The 17,126-nt window shown below is 64.9% G+C and carries 12 protein-coding genes; 10 read left to right on the top strand and 2 right to left on the bottom strand.

All coding sequences use genetic code 11. The annotated features are described in order from the left end of the window. Positions 1 to 34 precede the first annotated feature (34 nt). Positions 35 to 1,675 carry a methyltransferase gene (locus CXR03_RS03225; RefSeq protein ID WP_104101892.1) on the bottom strand — a complete coding sequence of 547 codons (1,641 nt, stop codon included), beginning with the start codon at positions 1,673 to 1,675 and terminating at the stop codon, positions 35 to 37. 48 nt (positions 1,676 to 1,723) lie between these two features. Further along, the gene (locus tag CXR03_RS03230; RefSeq protein ID WP_104101894.1) at positions 1,724 to 3,490 is read right to left on the bottom strand and encodes an FAD-binding protein; all 1,767 of its coding nucleotides are present in this window, start codon (positions 3,488 to 3,490) and stop codon (positions 1,724 to 1,726) included. 234 nt (positions 3,491 to 3,724) lie between these two features. On the opposite strand from CXR03_RS03230, the gene CXR03_RS03235 reads away from it, so the two are divergent. From CXR03_RS03235 to CXR03_RS03280, 10 genes are all read left to right on the top strand, one after another. After that, positions 3,725 to 5,932 carry an acyl-CoA dehydrogenase gene (locus CXR03_RS03235; RefSeq protein WP_104101896.1) on the top strand — a complete coding sequence of 736 codons (2,208 nt, stop codon included), beginning with the start codon at positions 3,725 to 3,727 and terminating at the stop codon, positions 5,930 to 5,932. A 78-nt stretch (positions 5,933 to 6,010) separates the two neighbouring features. Then, positions 6,011 to 8,164 (top strand): acetate--CoA ligase family protein, encoded by a 2,154-nt coding sequence (locus CXR03_RS03240; protein WP_104101898.1) that lies wholly within the window; start codon positions 6,011 to 6,013, stop codon positions 8,162 to 8,164. Between the two features lie 79 nt (positions 8,165 to 8,243). Then, complete coding sequence (locus tag CXR03_RS03245) at positions 8,244 to 8,858, top strand: TetR/AcrR family transcriptional regulator (RefSeq protein ID WP_104053077.1); 615 nt, start codon at positions 8,244 to 8,246, stop codon at positions 8,856 to 8,858. Between the two features lie 25 nt (positions 8,859 to 8,883). Then, positions 8,884 to 9,711, top strand: a complete 828-nt coding sequence (locus CXR03_RS03250) for a VOC family protein (protein WP_104101899.1) — start codon at positions 8,884 to 8,886, stop codon at positions 9,709 to 9,711. 103 nt (positions 9,712 to 9,814) lie between these two features. After that, a complete protein-coding gene (locus CXR03_RS03255) occupies positions 9,815 to 11,020 on the top strand; it encodes a thiolase family protein (RefSeq protein WP_104101901.1) in 1,206 nt (401 codons plus the stop codon). An 11-nt stretch (positions 11,021 to 11,031) separates the two neighbouring features. Continuing rightward, positions 11,032 to 11,463: a Zn-ribbon domain-containing OB-fold protein gene (locus CXR03_RS03260; protein WP_104101903.1), complete on the top strand. Its 432-nt coding sequence runs from the start codon at positions 11,032 to 11,034 to the stop codon at positions 11,461 to 11,463. 2 nt (positions 11,464 to 11,465) lie between these two features. Next, a complete protein-coding gene (locus CXR03_RS03265) occupies positions 11,466 to 12,932 on the top strand; it encodes an aldehyde dehydrogenase (RefSeq protein ID WP_104101905.1) in 1,467 nt (488 codons plus the stop codon). A 119-nt stretch (positions 12,933 to 13,051) separates the two neighbouring features. Then, entirely contained in the window at positions 13,052 to 14,536 is a 1,485-nt protein-coding gene (locus CXR03_RS03270) for an MFS transporter (RefSeq protein WP_104053082.1), read from the top strand. Positions 14,537 to 14,625: 89 nt separating this feature from the next. Next, on the top strand, positions 14,626 to 16,110 hold the full coding sequence (locus CXR03_RS03275; RefSeq protein WP_181034476.1) for an MFS transporter: 1,485 nt from the start codon (positions 14,626 to 14,628) through the stop codon (positions 16,108 to 16,110). Positions 16,111 to 16,191: 81 nt separating this feature from the next. After that, the gene (locus CXR03_RS03280) at positions 16,192 to 17,085 is read left to right on the top strand and encodes a MaoC/PaaZ C-terminal domain-containing protein (protein WP_104101908.1); all 894 of its coding nucleotides are present in this window, start codon (positions 16,192 to 16,194) and stop codon (positions 17,083 to 17,085) included. Positions 17,086 to 17,126: the final 41 nt, after the last annotated feature.

The raw sequence follows: 17,126 nt of genomic DNA on the forward strand, positions 1-17,126 counted from the left end.
GCCTACCGAAAAGCCGGAGGTCCTTCTGCGGACGTCAATTGGCTGCGGGAACCAGGAATCCGTCCAGGACCAGGTTGCGGACCTCGGCTTCCAGCCCGGCGGCAAACTCCGGTTCCGGGCGGTCCAGCAGCACTGCGAGCGCTCCAATGATCTGCCCCACGGACAGCTCTCCGTCACTGGCGGAGACAAACCCGGTCAGCTCCGTGCTCATGAGATTCGTACGCCGCAGTCCCGCTCCCTGGCGCAGCAGGATGACGCCGGGATGTTCCGCCCCCGGCCGTGAGTGGCGTTCCTCGGTCACGTCGTCGGCCACCTCCAAGTACGCCTCCGCCAGCGAGTGATGCCCCGCCAGCCAGTCAAAGCGCTCGACGGCGGTGCCCAGGTGCGGCCCAACGGGCTGTTCCAGCGGGTGCGTGATCTCCTCGAAACGCCGCAGCGGGACAGCGTCCGGGGCCAAGCGGCGGCGTAGGAAGATGGATCCGAAGCCGATGGCCTGAACCTTGCGGGAGGCGAAGTCCTCGAGGTAGGCGGCGTAGGAGGCCAGGTATTCGGCGCGGTTCCGGTTCTCCGCGGCGTCCCGCAGCCACATTTCCGCGTATTCGGCGGGCTCCAGGATTTCGCGCTGGATCACCCACGCATCCGTTTCCGCCGGCAGCCAGGACTCGATCCGTTCCGACCAGTTCCGGGACCCGCTTTCCTGCGTTTCCGGGGACTCATTGTAGGGAAGATCACTGTCCTGAATCTCCCAGTTACCCAGCATTTGCGCCGTTCCGCCGGGAACCAGGACGCCCTGCAGGCTGCGCACGAGCGTGGCGACGATTTCATCACCGGCCAGACCGCCGTCGCGGTACGTGAAGCGGTCCTCGGGATCTTCACTCCGGGGGCGGGGAGTAATCACAAACGGCGGATTGGACACCACCAGGTCAAACTGTTCTCCGGCCACCGGTTCCAGCAGGCTGCCTGCCCGCAGTTCTACCCGGTCCGCCAGGCGCTGGGGATTCAGCTCCAGCGCGCCCGCGTTCAGCAGCAGGTTGAAGCGGGTGAACGCGAGCGCCCGTTCCGAAATATCCGTTGCCGTAACATGCCGGGCGTGGCGGAGGAGGTGGAAAGCCTGGATCCCGCAGCCGGTGCCCAGGTCCAGGGCACGCTGAACCGGGCGGCGGATCGTCAGCTGTGCAAGGCTCAGCGAGGCCTGTCCGATGCCCAGCACATGGTCGTGGCGGAGGACGCCCGGCCGCTGGTGAGCGCCCAAATCGCTGGCGACCCAGAGGTCGGCGCCGTCGGCGTCATCGTCGATTTCGTACGGGCGAAGGTCTACCGCTGCGCGGAAGCCTCCGTCCGGCACCGCTTCGACCAGCCCCAAAGCAAGCAGCCCGCGGGTGCCGGTCCGCGGCAGGGCGGCATCCAACGGCGCTGCTTCCATTTCTTCTCCGGCAAGCCACAGCCGAATCAGGACGGAAACCGGAGCCGGGTTTTCCTTAGCCGCCTCTTCACGGCAGCGCAGGACCGCCGGTACCAGCTGGTCCCGACCCAAGGCTGCCGCGGCAGACTCCCCCAGGAAGTCCGCCACCCCATCCACCGTGTAGCGTGCCTCCGCCAAATCCGCGGCAAGGCTCTGGAGCAGGGGAAGGTCGGAACTCTGGGGTGCATCCGGGACACCGGCGAAATCAGTCACCTCCCCAGTTTATGGCTGGCTCGCCGGGTGCCCGGACACAGGGTTTTGCTACTGAGGAGCAACCTCCTGCAGCTCGCCGCGTTCATCCGTCAGTTCATCCGTCACCGGTTCGGACTTCCGCCCGGCCGCGTGCCGTGCCGCCAGATAACCGAAGACCGCAGCCGGGGCAATGGTGGCTCCCGCCCCGGGGTAGGTCCGGCCCATGACCGAGGCCGTGGTGTTCCCGGCCGCATACAGCCCCTGGATCACCGAACCATCTTCCCGGAGCACCCGGGCGTCCGGGTCCGTGACCAGTCCGCCCTTGGTGCCCAGGTCCCCGGGATAGAGGCGGACGGCGGTGAACGGCCCCTTTTCCAGGGCCCCCAGGTTCGGGTTGGGTTTCACCCCGGGATCACCGTAGTAGTTGTCATAGGCGGTGTTGCCCCGGCCGAAATCCTCGTCCACGCCGGTCCGCGCAAATCCGTTGAACCGGTGCACCGTGGCCGCCAGGCCTGCCGCCGGAACACCCATCTTCTCCGCCAGCTCTTCCACCGTGTCAGCCTCCAGCAGCAGCCCGTCGGCAGCCCACTTTTTCTTGCCGACCATGATGGCAGAAAACAGATAGCGCCGCCGGTGCCGCGCCTCCATCACCAGCCAGGACGGATTGGCCGTCACCGTCTCATTGCGTTCGAGCATGTGGTGCCCAAAGTCGACATAGGACTCGGACTCGTTCAGGTACCGCTGCCCCGAGGCATCCACCACCAGCGAGTGCGGCATGGAACGCTCGGCGAGTGAGAACGCGACTCCGCCGCCCGGACCCACCGTGGACGGTCCCCACCATGCGTCGTCCATGAGCGCCAGGGCTCCGCCGCGCTGGGCCACCAGGTCAATGACGTCGCCCCGGTCCCCCTCCGGCGCAGAGGAATACTCCTGCTCCAGCCCGTGGTACTTTTTGCGCCATTGCGCGTTGCGGGCAAATCCGCCGGCGCCCAGCATCACGCCCTTCCGGGTCCGGATGCGGATGCTGCGCCCGCGGCGGGTGACAACAGCGCCCACCACGGCGCCGTCGTCGTCCTGGACCAGATCAGTCAGCGGCGAGGACAGCCACACCGGTGTCTGCTGCTGGCGCACGATGTGCATGAGGGAGCAGGACAGCGCTCCGCCCAGCCCGTACAGCCGTTTGCCGCGGGCCAGCCCGCCCAGGGTCCGGAAAACAAAACGGGCACCGCGGATAAACCCGCCGGGCGTGGACCAGGCGCGGGAGAGCTCCCAGACATCGTCAGTCATCAGCGGCACCGGGATGCCGGATTTGGCGGCCCGGGACTGCTTGAACCAGGAACCGAGCAGTTTGGTGTCAAACGGGCGGACTTCCAGAGAACGCCCGATCATGCCGCCGGGTTTGTCCGGATAGTAGTCGGGATAATCCTTGGACCGCATCCACTGCACGCCCAGGGTGCCCAGCAGGGTGACGACGCCGGGAACGGCATTCAGGAACGCCAGCTTGCGTTCGCGGGAGGACACCGGGCCGACATCATCAATCACCGTCTCCATGTAGGTGAGAGCCTTTTCCGTGCTGTCCGGAACCCCGGCCCTGCCCATCAGCGGATTGTTCGGCATCCACAGTCCCCCGCCCGAAATCGAAGTGGTGCCGCCCCACACATCGGTGCTTTCCACCACCAGGACATCCAGCCCATCCTCCGCCGCGGTGACAGCGGCGGTGAGAGCTGCCGCCCCGGTGCCCACCACCAGGACGTCTACGATCCTGTCCCACTCTTCGCTCCCCGGCGGCGTTGTGTCCTTTGTGGTGCCCGTTCGTGTGCTCTGCTCCTGCGTCATGGCCTGCTCCCCCTGTGGGTCCGCGTGTCCCGGACGTCAGCGTCCGGGGGTGCGGCGAATGCTACATGATGACTTTTCAGAGGAAATCAGTGGTCCGGGCGCAAAAACCTAACCAAGCAAAGTGTTGCCTACATCACATTTGTGAATTAGAGTCCAGTTTCAGTTCAGGATCTGAAACATGCACCGACCGTCTCCCGGAAGCAGCTCGGTGCGCTATGACATTGGAGTCAGCACATGGCGTTTGCCCTTACCGAAGAGCATGCGGACCTTTGCTCCGTTGCAGCCGACTTTGCGGGCCGCTTCGCCGACACACGGGTCACCCGCGAGCAGCTGGACTCTTACGGGGCCGGGGAACCCGCACCGTTTTGGGATGACCTGGTTGCCAACGGACTGCACGCACTGCATATCGGTGAAGAACACGGCGGACAGGGCGGAACGGTGGCTGACACGGCCATCGTGGTGGAGGAATTTGCCCGCCGGCTGGTGCCCGGCCCCTTCCTCTCAACGGTGCTCGCCAGTGCGGCCGTCGCGGCAGCCGGCGACTGCAAAGCCTCAGCCAGCGGCCTGGCCGCCTTCGCTGAAGGCGCCCGCGGCACCCTGGTTCCTTCTTCCGCAATTACCGGCACCTCCGCCGCTGAGGGCGGCTGGCTCCTGCACGGAACTGCCAACGTACTCTCACTCCAGTCAGCCGATCTTTTGGTGGTTGGCTTCAACGACGGCGGAACCACCCGGTTTGCCCTGGTCGATGCCCGCAGTGCCGGCATCAGCCGCAGGGTCCAGGCCTGCACGGATCTGACCCGCGACGCCGGGATCCTCGAACTCTCCTCGGTGTCCGTGGGCTCCGAAGCGATCCTGGAAAACCTCGGGGCAAGCCGCGTGGAAACCCTGCAGACCTGCCTGCTCGCCGTGGAAGCAGCCGGCGTGACCCGCTGGGCTGTGGAAGCTGCCGTTGAATACGCCAAGCTGCGCGAACAGTTCGGTTCGCCGATCGGTTCCTTCCAGTCCGTCAAGCACAAGTGCGCCAACCTGCTCATCACCGCCGAACTGGCCGCAGCGGCAGCCTGGTCCGCCGTCGTGTCCCTTGACCAGGATGAGGACCAGCAAAAACTGGCTGCCGGTGCAGCCGTTCAGGCCGCGATCGCCCCGTCGGCAGAAGCGGTCACCGAAGCAGTGACCATTTTCGGCGGAATCGGCTTCACCTGGGAACATGATGCCCATCTCTACTGGCGGCGGGCAATGACGCTGGCCGCACTGGTGCCGGCCATGGACGACGCCTCCGCATCGCTGGGCAGGGTTGCCCTGGAGCAGGACCGCCGCATTGACATTGAACTGCCCGACGAGGATCCGGCCTTCCGCGCCCGCATCGGCGAACTGCTCGATCAGGCCCGGACACTGGCCAATGAGCACGACGGCGGGCGGTGGTACTCGCGAGGATCGCAGCGGACATTCCTCGCGGATAACGGACTCGCCGCCCCGCACTGGCCTGCACCCTACGGGCTGGGCGCCACTCCCGCCCAGCAGGTGGTCATCTCCCAGGAATATGCCCGCCGCGGGATGACCCAGCCGTCGTCGGTGATCGGCGAATGGGCCATGCCCACCGTGCTGGCCTACGGCAGTGAAGCGGTCAAGGAACAGTTTGCGCTGCCTACCCTGCGCGGGGAGTTGATCTGGTGCCAGCTCTTCTCCGAACCCGGCGCCGGCTCCGACCTCGCCGGGCTGAGCACCCGGGCAGCCAAAGTGGACGGCGGATGGGAGCTGCGGGGACAAAAGGTTTGGACGTCCGGCGCCCATGAGGCTGACTGGGGCATCTGCCTGGCCCGCACGGACAGCGAGGTCCCTAAGCACAAGGGACTGAGTTACTTCCTCATCGACATGCGAAGCGCAGGGGTGGATGTCCGGCCCCTGAAGCAGTCCACCGGTGACGCCGAATTCAATGAGGTGTTCCTGGACTCGGTCTTCGTGCCCGACGCCTACCTGCTGGGGGAACCCGGCCAGGGCTGGCGCATCACGGCCATGACGCTGCAGAACGAGCGAACCCAGATTTCCTCCGGTGTCTCGGTGGGTACGGAGGACGCGCTGCGGTCCATGATCACCCAGGGCACCTACGCCGGCCGCGAGCACGACGCTCTCTCCTCCCTCGGCAGGATCGCAGCCTTCAGCTCGGCCATCGGCGCCCTGAACCTGCGGGAGACCCTGCGCCAGGTCAACGGCATGGCACCGGGTGCCGGATCTTCACTGGCCAAGGTTGCCCACGCCCGGCTAACCCGCGAGGCCGCATCCCGCGTCCTGGCGCTGGCCGGACCCGGAGCGCTCTTTGCCCAGGCTCCCGGAGACGCAGTGACCGGACAGCTTTCCGTTCCGCAGGTGCTGATCGGCGGCGGAACGGTGGAAATCCAGCTCAACGTCATCGCTGAACGCATCCTTGGACTTCCCCGCGGCTGATCCAGGACAGCAGGACCCGCCGCTCCCCCGAGCGCAGTGACCCCACAAACCAAGCTCCACCGGAAGGAACCGTTTCGCATGACAGCGTTGACGAGCGAGACCGACAGCCCACGCACCCTGGATCCCGCCCGCCTGCGGGAACTCCTGGAGCCCGAGTCCATTGTGATCATCGGAGCAAATACCCGATCCGCCTGGTCCCACTTCACCTACAGCAACCTGGTCTCCGGCGGGTTCGAGGGAAAGCTTTACCTGGTCAACCGCCGGGGCGAGGACTGCCACGGCCAGGCATCATTTGCCACCATTGCCGATCTGCCGGAGACACCGGACCTGGCGATTGTCCTGACCGGAACGGACTCCCTGGCGACCATCCTTGAGGAAGCCCGGATTAAGGGCATCCGCAACCTGATCATGCTGGCTGCGGGGCTGGGCGAGGCCGGAGCCGAGGGCGCTGCCCTGCAGGCCAGCCTGGTGGAGCGGGCACGTGCGGCGGACCAGCTGATCCTGGGACCCAACAACCTGGGATTCCTCAACACGCATTCCCAGGTTGCAGCCTTCAGCCATATGACCCAGATGCCCATGATCAGCGGCGGCGTGGGAATTGCCACCCAATCCGGCGCGCTCGCCATTTATCTGCTTCCCTACATGGCCTCGCGCGGCGTCGGCTGCTCCACGGCGGTGACCGTGGGGAACGAGGCGATGATCTCTGCCATCGACGTCATGAGCCTGCTGGTGGACGACGAAAACACCAAGGTCATCGCCGCTTACCTGGAACAGATTTCCGACCCGGCGCAGTTCCTCGACGTGGCTGCCCGCGCCCGCGCCGCTGGCAAGCCGATTGTCATTTTCAAGGCCGGACGCAGTGAAGCATCGGCCCGGGTCGCAGCAGCCCACACCGGTTCGCTGGTGGGCGACGACACCGTCATTGACGCAGCCTGCCGCCAGCACGGAGTCATCCGGGTGGAAGGCATCGAGGACCTCGTGGCCACCGCGGGCCTCATCGAGGCCTACGGCGCCCTGCCCGGCCGCCGCATGGGTGTTGTCACCGGCTCCGGTGCCATGTGCGCCCTCGTGGCCGACAAGGCCGACGCCGCAGGGCTGGACCTGCCCGCTCCGCACCCCGACACGGTGCAGGGACTGCACGACGCCGGGCTTCCCGCCTTCTCCACCGTCAATAACCCGATGGACACCACCGGGTACGTGTCAGTGGACCCGACGATCCTCACCAAGGCTGCCCAGTGCTTTATCGATGACCCGAATTATGACTTCGTAGTGGTCAACGGTTCCTGGCCCGCCAACCAAGCCGTGGCGGACATGAGCCGGGCCACGCAGGATGAGATGCTCCGGCAGCTGACCTCCTCCCCCAAACCCGTCATCGCGATGAGCTTCCTGCCCACGGAAGTGACCGAGTTTGGCCGCGCGTTTGCCGCGGAACACGGCTTCCCGCATGCCTCCGATTCGTTTGACCGCGGCATCACCGCGGCCGCCCGCAGCGCCTGGTGGGGACAGCGTGCCGCTGAACTCGCGGCCGACGGCGAACCGCCGGCCGCCGCACCAATCACCAAACCGGCCGATGCGGATTCCTGGACGGAAGTCCAGAGCGGCGAATTCCTCCGCAGCCTTGGCGTCCCCTACGTGCCTGCAGTTGTTGTTTCCTCCGCAGAGGAAGCCGTGGCCGCCGCCGAAGACCTGGGCTACCCGGTGGTACTGAAGATTGCGTCGGAGGACATCGCACATAAGACCGAGGTTGGCGGTGTCCGGCTGATGCTCTCTGATGCCGATGCAGTGGCCGAGGCCTACCGGTTCATCCGTGCTTCCGTGGCTGAACTGGCACCGGCTGCCCGGGTCCAGGGTGTTGCGGTATCTCCGATGCGTCCTGCAGGCACCGAAATGCTGGTAGGCGTCGTCCGTGACCCGCGCTGGGGGCTCGTGCTCGCCGTCGGATTCGGCGGGGTCATGGTGGAGCTGCTCAAGGACTCCGCGGTGCGCCTGCTGCCGGTGGGGCCCGCCGAGATCCGCCGCATGCTCGAATCCCTGAAGGGTATTGACCTCCTGACCGGCTTCCGTGGCGGCGAAGCCACGGACCTCGACGAGCTGGCTGAGGCCATCTTCAAGATTTCCCAGGTGGCCGTGGGACTCGGCGATGAACTCGAGGAACTCGAAATCAATCCTCTCCGGGTTTCCGGTAACCAGATCGAGGCGCTGGACGCGCTGATCCGCTGGAAGGACCAGTAGCAGGTGAGCCACATCCAAGGGCGCCGGGAGGCGGTGATAACGTTGCAATTTCTGAGGGAATTCAGCCGGGAGGCGAGTGATGGTTCGGCAACTAACGCGCGAAACAATGGACCTTCCCGCCTATCAGGTGGAGCGCCGGCAACGGATCCTGGATGCTGCGAAAAATCTGCTCCGCGCCAACGAGTACGAATCAATCCAAATCCGCGACGTCGCGTCCGAGGCGAACGTGGCGCTCGGAACGCTGTACCGGTACTTCTCCTCGAAGGAGCACCTGTATGCGAACGTCGTTTACGACTGGAGCGTTCCGTTTGGTGCAGCGGACGAGGCCGTGCCGGACAGCTTCAGCACCACCGAGCGGGTCGCCCAGCGGCTGCGGCAGGCGCTGGCCGCGTTCCAAAAAAGGCCGAATTTCTATCAGACGATCCTGATGCTGCGGACTTCCTCCGATCCGGATGTGCGCGAGCTGATGCAGCAGCTGGTCCTGTTGCTCGAGGAACCTCTCCGTGCCGATTTCTCCACCCTGTCACCGGACGAAGCTGCGGACATTACCGCCATGGTGTGGGCCATCCTCATGGACATGGTGGGGCGCCTGCTGGCCGGCAACCAGACGCTGGAGGATGCCAACCGGGTCCTGGTCCGCTTTGTGAAAATGATCGGGCTGCGGCTCGACCAGGTCGAAGCGGGAGCACCTTAACCGCTGCAGCAGGCCGGGTGTCTGAATGAGCGCCCATGAACTCGACCATGTTGCCTTTGCCGTTCCGGCCTGGGGCCGGGCCGGGACAATGCTGCACCGGGAACTCGGAGCACGGTTTGCCAGCGGTTTCACCCTGCCGGAGTTCAACCCGTGCCAGGTTGCCCTCGCCGAAGACATGCGGCTGGAGCTGCTGGAACCGGGCAGCTCCTCCACGTCCTTCATTGCACGGTTCCTCTCCGAAAACGCGGGAAACGCCGCACCGCACCACATCACCTTCAAGGTGCAGGACATCTCCGCAGCAATCGCAGGCGCACAGGCGGCCGGAATCGAGCCGATTCTGGTGAACACCGAGCATCCGCTGTGGCAGGAAGCCTTTTTGCATCCCAGGGACACCGGGCTCGGGTTCCTGACGCAGATGGTCCAGACATCTGAAGCCCTGGAGGACATCACCGCTACCAACGAGTTCACTACGGACTGCCCCTGGGAGGAAGACCCGTCCTCTCCGGCCCGGCTGCCGCTTGTCTTTGGGCGGGTGCCTGACCTGCAGCGTGCAGAACACGTGCTCGTCAACGTTCTCGGCGCCGGCAGGCAGCGGTTGCCGGAAGTTCCCGACGGAGAACCGGCGGCCACCGTGTTCCGGTGGCCGGACGGCGCGGACCTGATCCTGCAGGAATCGGTGCCTGGCGCCGGAGACTCAGGCCTCAAAGCCCTGGGCTTCACCGCAGCGGACGAGCCCTGGGCCGGACCGGATTCCCCCGGACTCCTGGAATTGCTCGGTGCGGGGTCTTTTTATCCCGAACTAGGCATCAGGATTTCGCCGCTGCGCATTCCCGCCCCGGCCAGATCCGGCTAGACCGGCCAAGCGGAGCCAACCACCCGGCGTCGTACGTCCGGCATCTGCACGGACCTTGGTGCACCGGCACATTTCATATACCAGCAATGAGGAGAACAAACGTATGGGACTTCGTGGAGAAGCCGCAATCCTGGGCTATTTTGAGCTGCCGCCGGAACGCAAGCTGAAGCGTGAGAAGACCTTCAACCTGGAACAGTGGGCACGGCTCTCCAAGGCGGCGCTGGATGACGCCGGACTGGACGCCACCAACGTCAACGGCATCGTCACCCCGATGATCGGGGAAGCGGACATGTTTGTTCCCTCCACCATCACGGAATACCTCGGCATCAACGCAAATTTCGCCGAGATCGTGGACCTCGGCGGCGCAGGTTCCGCCGCCGGCGTGTGGCGGGCCGCAGCGGCCGTGGAACTGGGACTGTGCGACGCCGTACTTGTTACCTTCCCGGGCACCCACGACGTACCGACCGACGCCCGCCGGCCGTTCGAGATGACCGACAAAATGTACTTCGGTGCCTCATCCAACGCCTACGGGTCGCCGCAGGCAGAATTTGAAATCCCGTACGGAAACCTGGGGCAGAACGGTCCCTACGGGCAAATTGCCAAGCGGTACGGCCACGAATTCGGCTACGACGAGCGCGCCATGGCAAAAATTGCCGTGGACCAGCGCACCAACGCCTGTGCCACCCCGGGCGCCGTTTTCCACGGTCAGCCCATCACCATTGAGGACGTGCTGGCATCACCCATGGTGGCGGACCCGCTGCACATGCTCGAAATCGTGATGCCGTGTCAGGGCGGTGCCGCTGTGGTGATTGGAAACAAGGACCTCGCAGCCAAATCCAAGAATCGCCCGGTGTGGATCAAGGGCTTCGGAGAACGGGTTCCCTACAAGACACCAACCTACGCACGGGATCTGATGCACTCACCCATGATCCACGCAGCCGACCAGGCGTTTGGCATGGCCGGCATCGGACGCAGCGAGGTGGACATGGTCTCCATCTACGACTGCTATTCCATCACTGTGCTGATGAGCCTGGAGGATGCCGGCTTCACCGAAAAGGGCAAAGGCATGCAGTTCGTGAACGAACACGATCTCACCTTCCGCGGGGACTTCCCGATGAACACCGCCGGCGGGCAGCTTTCCTTCGGGCAGGCGGGCATTGCCGGCGGCATGCACCACGTGATCGACGGCGTGCGCCAGATCATGGGCCGTGCCGGTGAAGCGCAGGTGACGGACTGCAACCGGGCCTTCGTGACCGGCAACGGCGGCATCATGAGCGAACAAACGGCACTGATCCTCGAAGGCAATTAGGAGTACACCCCATGAGCACCTCATACACTCTTCCGGATCTGCAGCGTCCGATGCCGGTCCCGACACCCCTGACCAAGCCGTTCTGGGATTCCCTGGCGGAGCACCGCATCCGCATCCAGTATTCGCCTTCACTGGGCGAATACATCTTCTACCCCCGCCCCCTTGCCCCGGGCACCCTGGCCGATGACCTGGAATGGCGGGAAATATCCGGAGCCGGAACCCTGTACACGTATACCGTCTCCACCCGGCCGGTGGCCCCGCACTTCGCGAAGGAAGGCACCTTGGTGCTCGCGGTGGTGCAGTGGGATGAAGGCCCGAAGTTTTCCACCGAACTCGTCAACGTAGCCCACGATGACATCGAGGTGGGTATGCGGGTTAAGCCCGTTTTCTGCGATTACCCCGAAGCGGGAATCACCATGCTGCGCTACGAACCGGAGAACTGAAAATGACAGTCAGCACCGATTTTGCCCTGCCACCCGTCACCCTGCGCATCGGCAGTGAAGCGCGCAGCACGGGCAGTGGAACGCACACCCATATCAACCCCGCCACCGGCGAAGCCCAGGCACAGGTCCCGCTGGCAAGTGCCGCGGACGTTGACGACGCCGTCAACGCCGCCCACGCTGCCTTCGCGCTCTGGCGGGCAACACCGGCGGGAACCCGCGCCAAGGCGCTGCTCAAGCTGGCGCAGCTGGTCGAGGACCACACCGAGGACTTCGTCAATCTCGCCATTGCCGACAACGGCATTGCCCGCTCCAATGCCTATCCCACGGTTAACGCCGCGGTGGAGTGGATCCGGTACTACGGCGGCTGGGCTGACAAGCTCCCGCTGGGCCGGATCACCTCGGTGGCCGGTGCGGGAGGTTCGTTCGGCCATACCCTGCGTCAGCCCTACGGCGTGATCGGTGCAATCATCACGTGGAACGCACCGCTGATGTCCCTGTCCATGAAGGTTCCCGCCGCTCTGGCCGCCGGAAACACCGTGGTGGTCAAGCCGAGCGAGCTGACTCCCTTCACCGCTATGCTCTTTGCCGATCTGGTCACCGAAGCCGGCATCCCCGCGGGTGTGTTCAATGTGGTGCCCGGCGGTGCAGAGGCAGGTTCGGCCCTGGTGGAGCACAAGCTGGTCAAGAAGGTGACCTTCACGGGCGGACCCGAAACGGCACGCAAGATCACCGCGGCCTGCGCACAGACCTTCAAGCCGGTGGTCCTGGAGCTGGGCGGCAAGTCCGCCAACCTCATCTTCGCCGACGCCGACCTTCAGGCTGCCGCCATGCACTCGACCTTCATGGCTTTCGGCATCATGAGCGGACAGGCCTGCGCCCTGCCCACCCGCCTGCTGGTCCAGGACTCCATCTACGACTCCTTCGTGGCCACCATCGGAGCCATCGCAGCCTCCTTCAAGACCGGAAACCCCCAGGAACTGGACACGATCTGCGGTCCGGTCATCAACGAGGCCGCCATCGACCGGATTCATTCGATGGTCGCCAAGGCCCAGGAAGACGGGGCCCGGCTGGTTACCGGCGGGCAGCGTCTTGCCGAGGACCTCGCCGACGGTTTCTTCTACCCGCCCACGGTCCTGGCCGATGTGGATCCGGCCAGCGAACTGGCGCAGAAGGAAGTCTTTGGACCAGTGCTGGCCATCACCCGCTTCAGCGACGAGGCCGAGGCGATTGCCCTGGCCAACGGCACCGACTACGGGCTCTCCGGATACGTGTGGACCGGCGACGCCCGCCGGGCCGTCCGCGTGACCGAGGCGCTTGAGACCGGTGAAGTGACCATCAACGGCGCCCCCAGCGCTGTGGCGGAACGCCCCTTCGGCGGCATCGGCCACTCCGGCATGGGCAATGAAGGCGGTCTGGAGGGACTTGAAGAGTTCTTCTGGACCAAGTCCGTCGCCTACGGGAACGGCTAACCCCGAGTACAGCACCACCGCACCACCTTTCTCTAAAGATCGTCTGCTCCACCGCCGCCCGATACCTGTCGGCCGGCGCCGCTGCATTCTGTTGACCTCATAGGAAAGGCAGGACACCGATGTCCTCCACCACTCGGGCGCTCAAGCGCCCAGGCTTTGCTTCAGTAGTCATAGTCCTGGTTCTGGCCGAAATCATCTCAGCCTTCGAACTGTCCATGATGTACGTCATGCTGCCGACCCTGATCGCGGATTTCCAGGTAGACGCCAACACGGTCGCCTGGGTCGTCACCGCCTATCTGCTGGTCTCCGCCTCAGCCGCCGTGCTGGGCGGACGCTTCGGCGACATGTACGGCCGGCGAAAAGTCATGGTCATTGTCCTGGCCATCGCAGCCGTCGGTTCGCTCATCTCGCTGCTCGGGGGCTCCCTGGGCATGATTATCTTCGGCCGCGCCATTCAGGGTGTTGCCGGTGCCGTCCTGGGCCTGGCCTTCGGACTGGCCCGCGAACACCTGGATGAAAAGCGGGTGCCGGTCGGCATCTCCATGGTCGGCGCCTCGGCCCTGATCGCCGGCGCCGGCGGCTCCATGATCGCCGGGTTCATGATCGATCTCTTCTCCTGGCACGGGATCTTCGTCTTCGCTGCCGTCCTGGCGGTCATTGCCGCTGTGGCCATCCAGCTGGTTATTCCGCGGGACACCAACGCGGTCACCACGGACAAACCCGACTACCTGGGTGCCATCCTGCTGCCCATCGCGGTCAGCGCCCTCCTGCTGGGACTCTCCAACAGCTCAAAGACCGGCTTCCTGTCGGTGGAGTTCCTGGGCCTGATCGGCCTGGGCCTCGCTGCTGCCGCGGTGTGGGCGTGGTGGGAACTGCGGGTTGAATCGCCGATCGTGAACCTGCGGATGTTCAAGAACCGCCAGATCGCCCTGGCCATGACCGCAACGGTGTTCGCCGCCGTCGGTCCCCTGGGCGGAGTGTCCGTTCCCTCGCAGATGATCATGCAGTCCCCCGAGTCGCTGGGGTACGGGCTGGGCTTTACGCCCACCGAATCCGGCGTCATCATCTGCCTTACCGCCCTTGTTGGCTTCGCTCTCTCACCGGTGGGCGGGAAACTGTCCTTCCGGTACGGGGCGCGGATTGTGTTTATCGGAGGGCTCGTGCTGATGGCCCTGGTCCTGCCCCTCATCCTGCTCACCTACGGCAACGTGGCAATGTACGTAGTGGCGATGACTCTGAACGGCGTCGGCATTTCCCTCACCTACGGTGCGCTGCCGAACCTGCTCGTTGAGGTGGTCCCGGAAACCCACACCTCGGAAACAGCCGGAACCAACACCATGATCCGCAACGTCGGCCAGTCCGCGGCGATCGCCATCGGCGCGTTCATCCTCGCCAAGAACACGGATCCGGCAACCCAGGCCATTTCGCAGCAGGGCATCAGCGCCGCCCTGCTCCTGGTCCTGGCCTTTGCCGTGCTCTCAGTCATCATGGGGCTGATGCTGAGCCGCAACCCCAAGCCCTGGGTGCCCGAGACGGTTGGCGAGCGCGACATTCGCCGCGGGACAACGCGCGATCCGGAAGGCATCGTTTCAGCCTCTGCCTAGTCAGCAGCGAAGTCCCCGTAAGCGCTGGCATGCACCGCCTCACGCGGTGCATGCCAGCCTTTGGTTTCCAACACGAAAGGCAGGACGCGATGTCCTCCACCGCAAGGGCGCTGAAACGTCCCGGGTTTGCACCGATTGTCACAGTCCTGATTCTCGCTGAGATTGTCTCGGCCTTCGAGTTGTCCATGATGTACGTAACCCTGCCCACCCTGATGAGGGACTTCCAGGTGGACGCAAACACGGTTGCCTGGGTTGTCACAGCCTTCCTGCTGGTATCAGCCTCCGCCGGTGTTCTGGGTGGACGCTTCGGAGATCTGTACGGCCGGCGGAAGGTCATGGTCATTGCCCTGGTCATCGCCGCGGTCGGCTCAGTCATCTCATTGCTCGGCGGATCCCTGGGCATGATCATCCTGGGCCGCGCCATTCAGGGTGTTACCGGTGCGGTGCTGGGTCTGGCTTTCGGACTGGCCCGCGAGCACCTCGACGAAAAACGTGTTCCGGTGGGCATCTCCATGGTGGGGGCCTCGGCGCTCATAGCCGGCGGGGGCGGCGCACTGATCGCCGGATTCATGATTGATGCCTTCTCCTGGCACGGCATCTTCGTCTTTGCTGCCGTCGTGTCGGTTATGGCCGCGGTGAGCATCCAATTGGTGATTCCCCGGGACACCGTGCTGCCCAGCCGGGAGAAACCGGATTACCTGGGCGCAGTACTGCTGCCCATCGCCGTGAGCGCCATTCTGCTCGCGTTTTCCGGCGCTTCAAAGACCGGTTTTGCGTCCGCCCAGTTCGTCGCCCTGATCAGCGTTGGGATCATCGCCGCCGCCGTGTGGGCGTGGTGGGAGCTGCGGGTGGAATCCCCCATCGTGAACCTTCGGATGTTCAAGAACCGCCAAATTGCCCTGGCCATGACCGCCACCGTGCTCGCCGCCGTCGGGCCTTTGGGCGGCGGGAACGTCCCCGCGCAGCTCATCATGCAATCGCCCGCCTCGTCGGGATACGGGCTTGGTTTTTCCCCCACCGGCGCCGGGGTTCTGATCAGCTCAACTCTGCTGGTGGGCTACTTATTCTCGCCGCTGGGCGGAAAGCTGGCCTTCCGGTACGGCGCCCGCACAGTCTTCATCGTTGGTCTGGCGCTGGTGGCCCTGGTCATTCCCATCATCCTGCTGACCTATGGAAGCGTGCTGATGTTTATCATCGCGATGGTCCTGAACAGCACCGGCATATCGCTTGCCTACGGCGCGCTGCCGAACCTGCTCATTGAAGTGGTCCCAGAAACCCACACTTCGGAAACTGCCGGCACCAACACCATGATCCGCAACATCGGCCAGTCCGCCGCCGTTGCCATTGGCGCGTACATCCTGGCCAGCCACACCGACCCTGCCACAACGGCCGTTGCGCAGGAAGGCATCAGCTCAGCGTTCATCTTCGTGTTGATTTTCGCTGCATTGTCAGTAGTGGTTGCACTGATGCTGCGACGCACTCCCGCACAGTGGGTTCCCGAGACCGCCGGCGAGCGCGACATTCGCCGCGGCACCAACCGAAACCCGCAAGACACGGTCCACGCACCGCTGTAACCCTCAGCTGGTGGAGTCCCCGAAGCCGCCGGGGCCCCTGAAATCCGCATTCCAGTAAACGCTTGTGAAAGAGGAAAGACCATGACAATCCATCTTCAGAACATCGGGAAGGTCACGGAAGGCGCTCCCGTTTCGTGGGAGTCCAAGGACGCTCTCCTGTACGCCCTGAGCGTGGGTGCCGGCGCCCGCGACCAAACAGCAAACCTTGCCTTCACCACGGAAAACTCCCGGGGGATCGATCAGAGCGTGCTGCCCACCTTCGCCGTGCTTCTGGGCGGATCCGGCGGTTCCATGGATGAGCTCGGGGACTTCAAGCTTTCCCAGATCCTGCACGGCGGACAAACGGTCACGCTGCACCGCACGCTGGCCCCGGCCGGAACCGTGATTCCGCGCAGCTTCATGAGCGGCGCCTGGGACAAAGGCAAGAATGCCGTTGTTGAGCTCACCACCCACCTGCTCGACGCCGACACCCGGGAGCTCACTGCCACCTCAGTGACCTCCATGATTATCCGCGGAGAGGGCGGCTTCGGATCCGAGCCGGCACCGCATGACGGGTGGGAGCTGCCCGACCGCCCGGCCGACCTTGTGGACGTGCAAAAGACCTCTCCCGACCAGGCCCTGCTCTACCGCCTCAACGGCGACCGCAACCCGCTGCATTCAGACCCCGCAATGGCCGCCATGATCGGCTTTGAGAAGCCCATCCTGCACGGACTGTGCACTATGGGTTTCGCCGGCCGTGCCCTCCTGGAAGGCGCATTGGGGTCCGACGTCGATGCGTTCGGCTCGCTGAGCGTCCGTTTTGCCGCACCGGTGATTCCGGGCGACGAGCTGACCACCAGCATATGGATGACCGAAACCGGCGCCGTTTTCCAGACACGGGTTGGGGACACCGTGGTCCTGGACCGCGGCACCTGCCTCCGCCGCGATGCGCTGGCGGCCGGTGAAAGCCTGCTTTCCGAACCGGCTACGGCCTAACGTCACGGACCGGCGGCGCGGCGGCGGCCCCACCAGGCTTC

Origin of the sequence: Arthrobacter sp. 08Y14, assembly GCF_002929455.1 — a bacterium.
GTDB classification, from domain to species: domain Bacteria; phylum Actinomycetota; class Actinomycetes; order Actinomycetales; family Micrococcaceae; genus Arthrobacter_B; species Arthrobacter_B sunyaminii.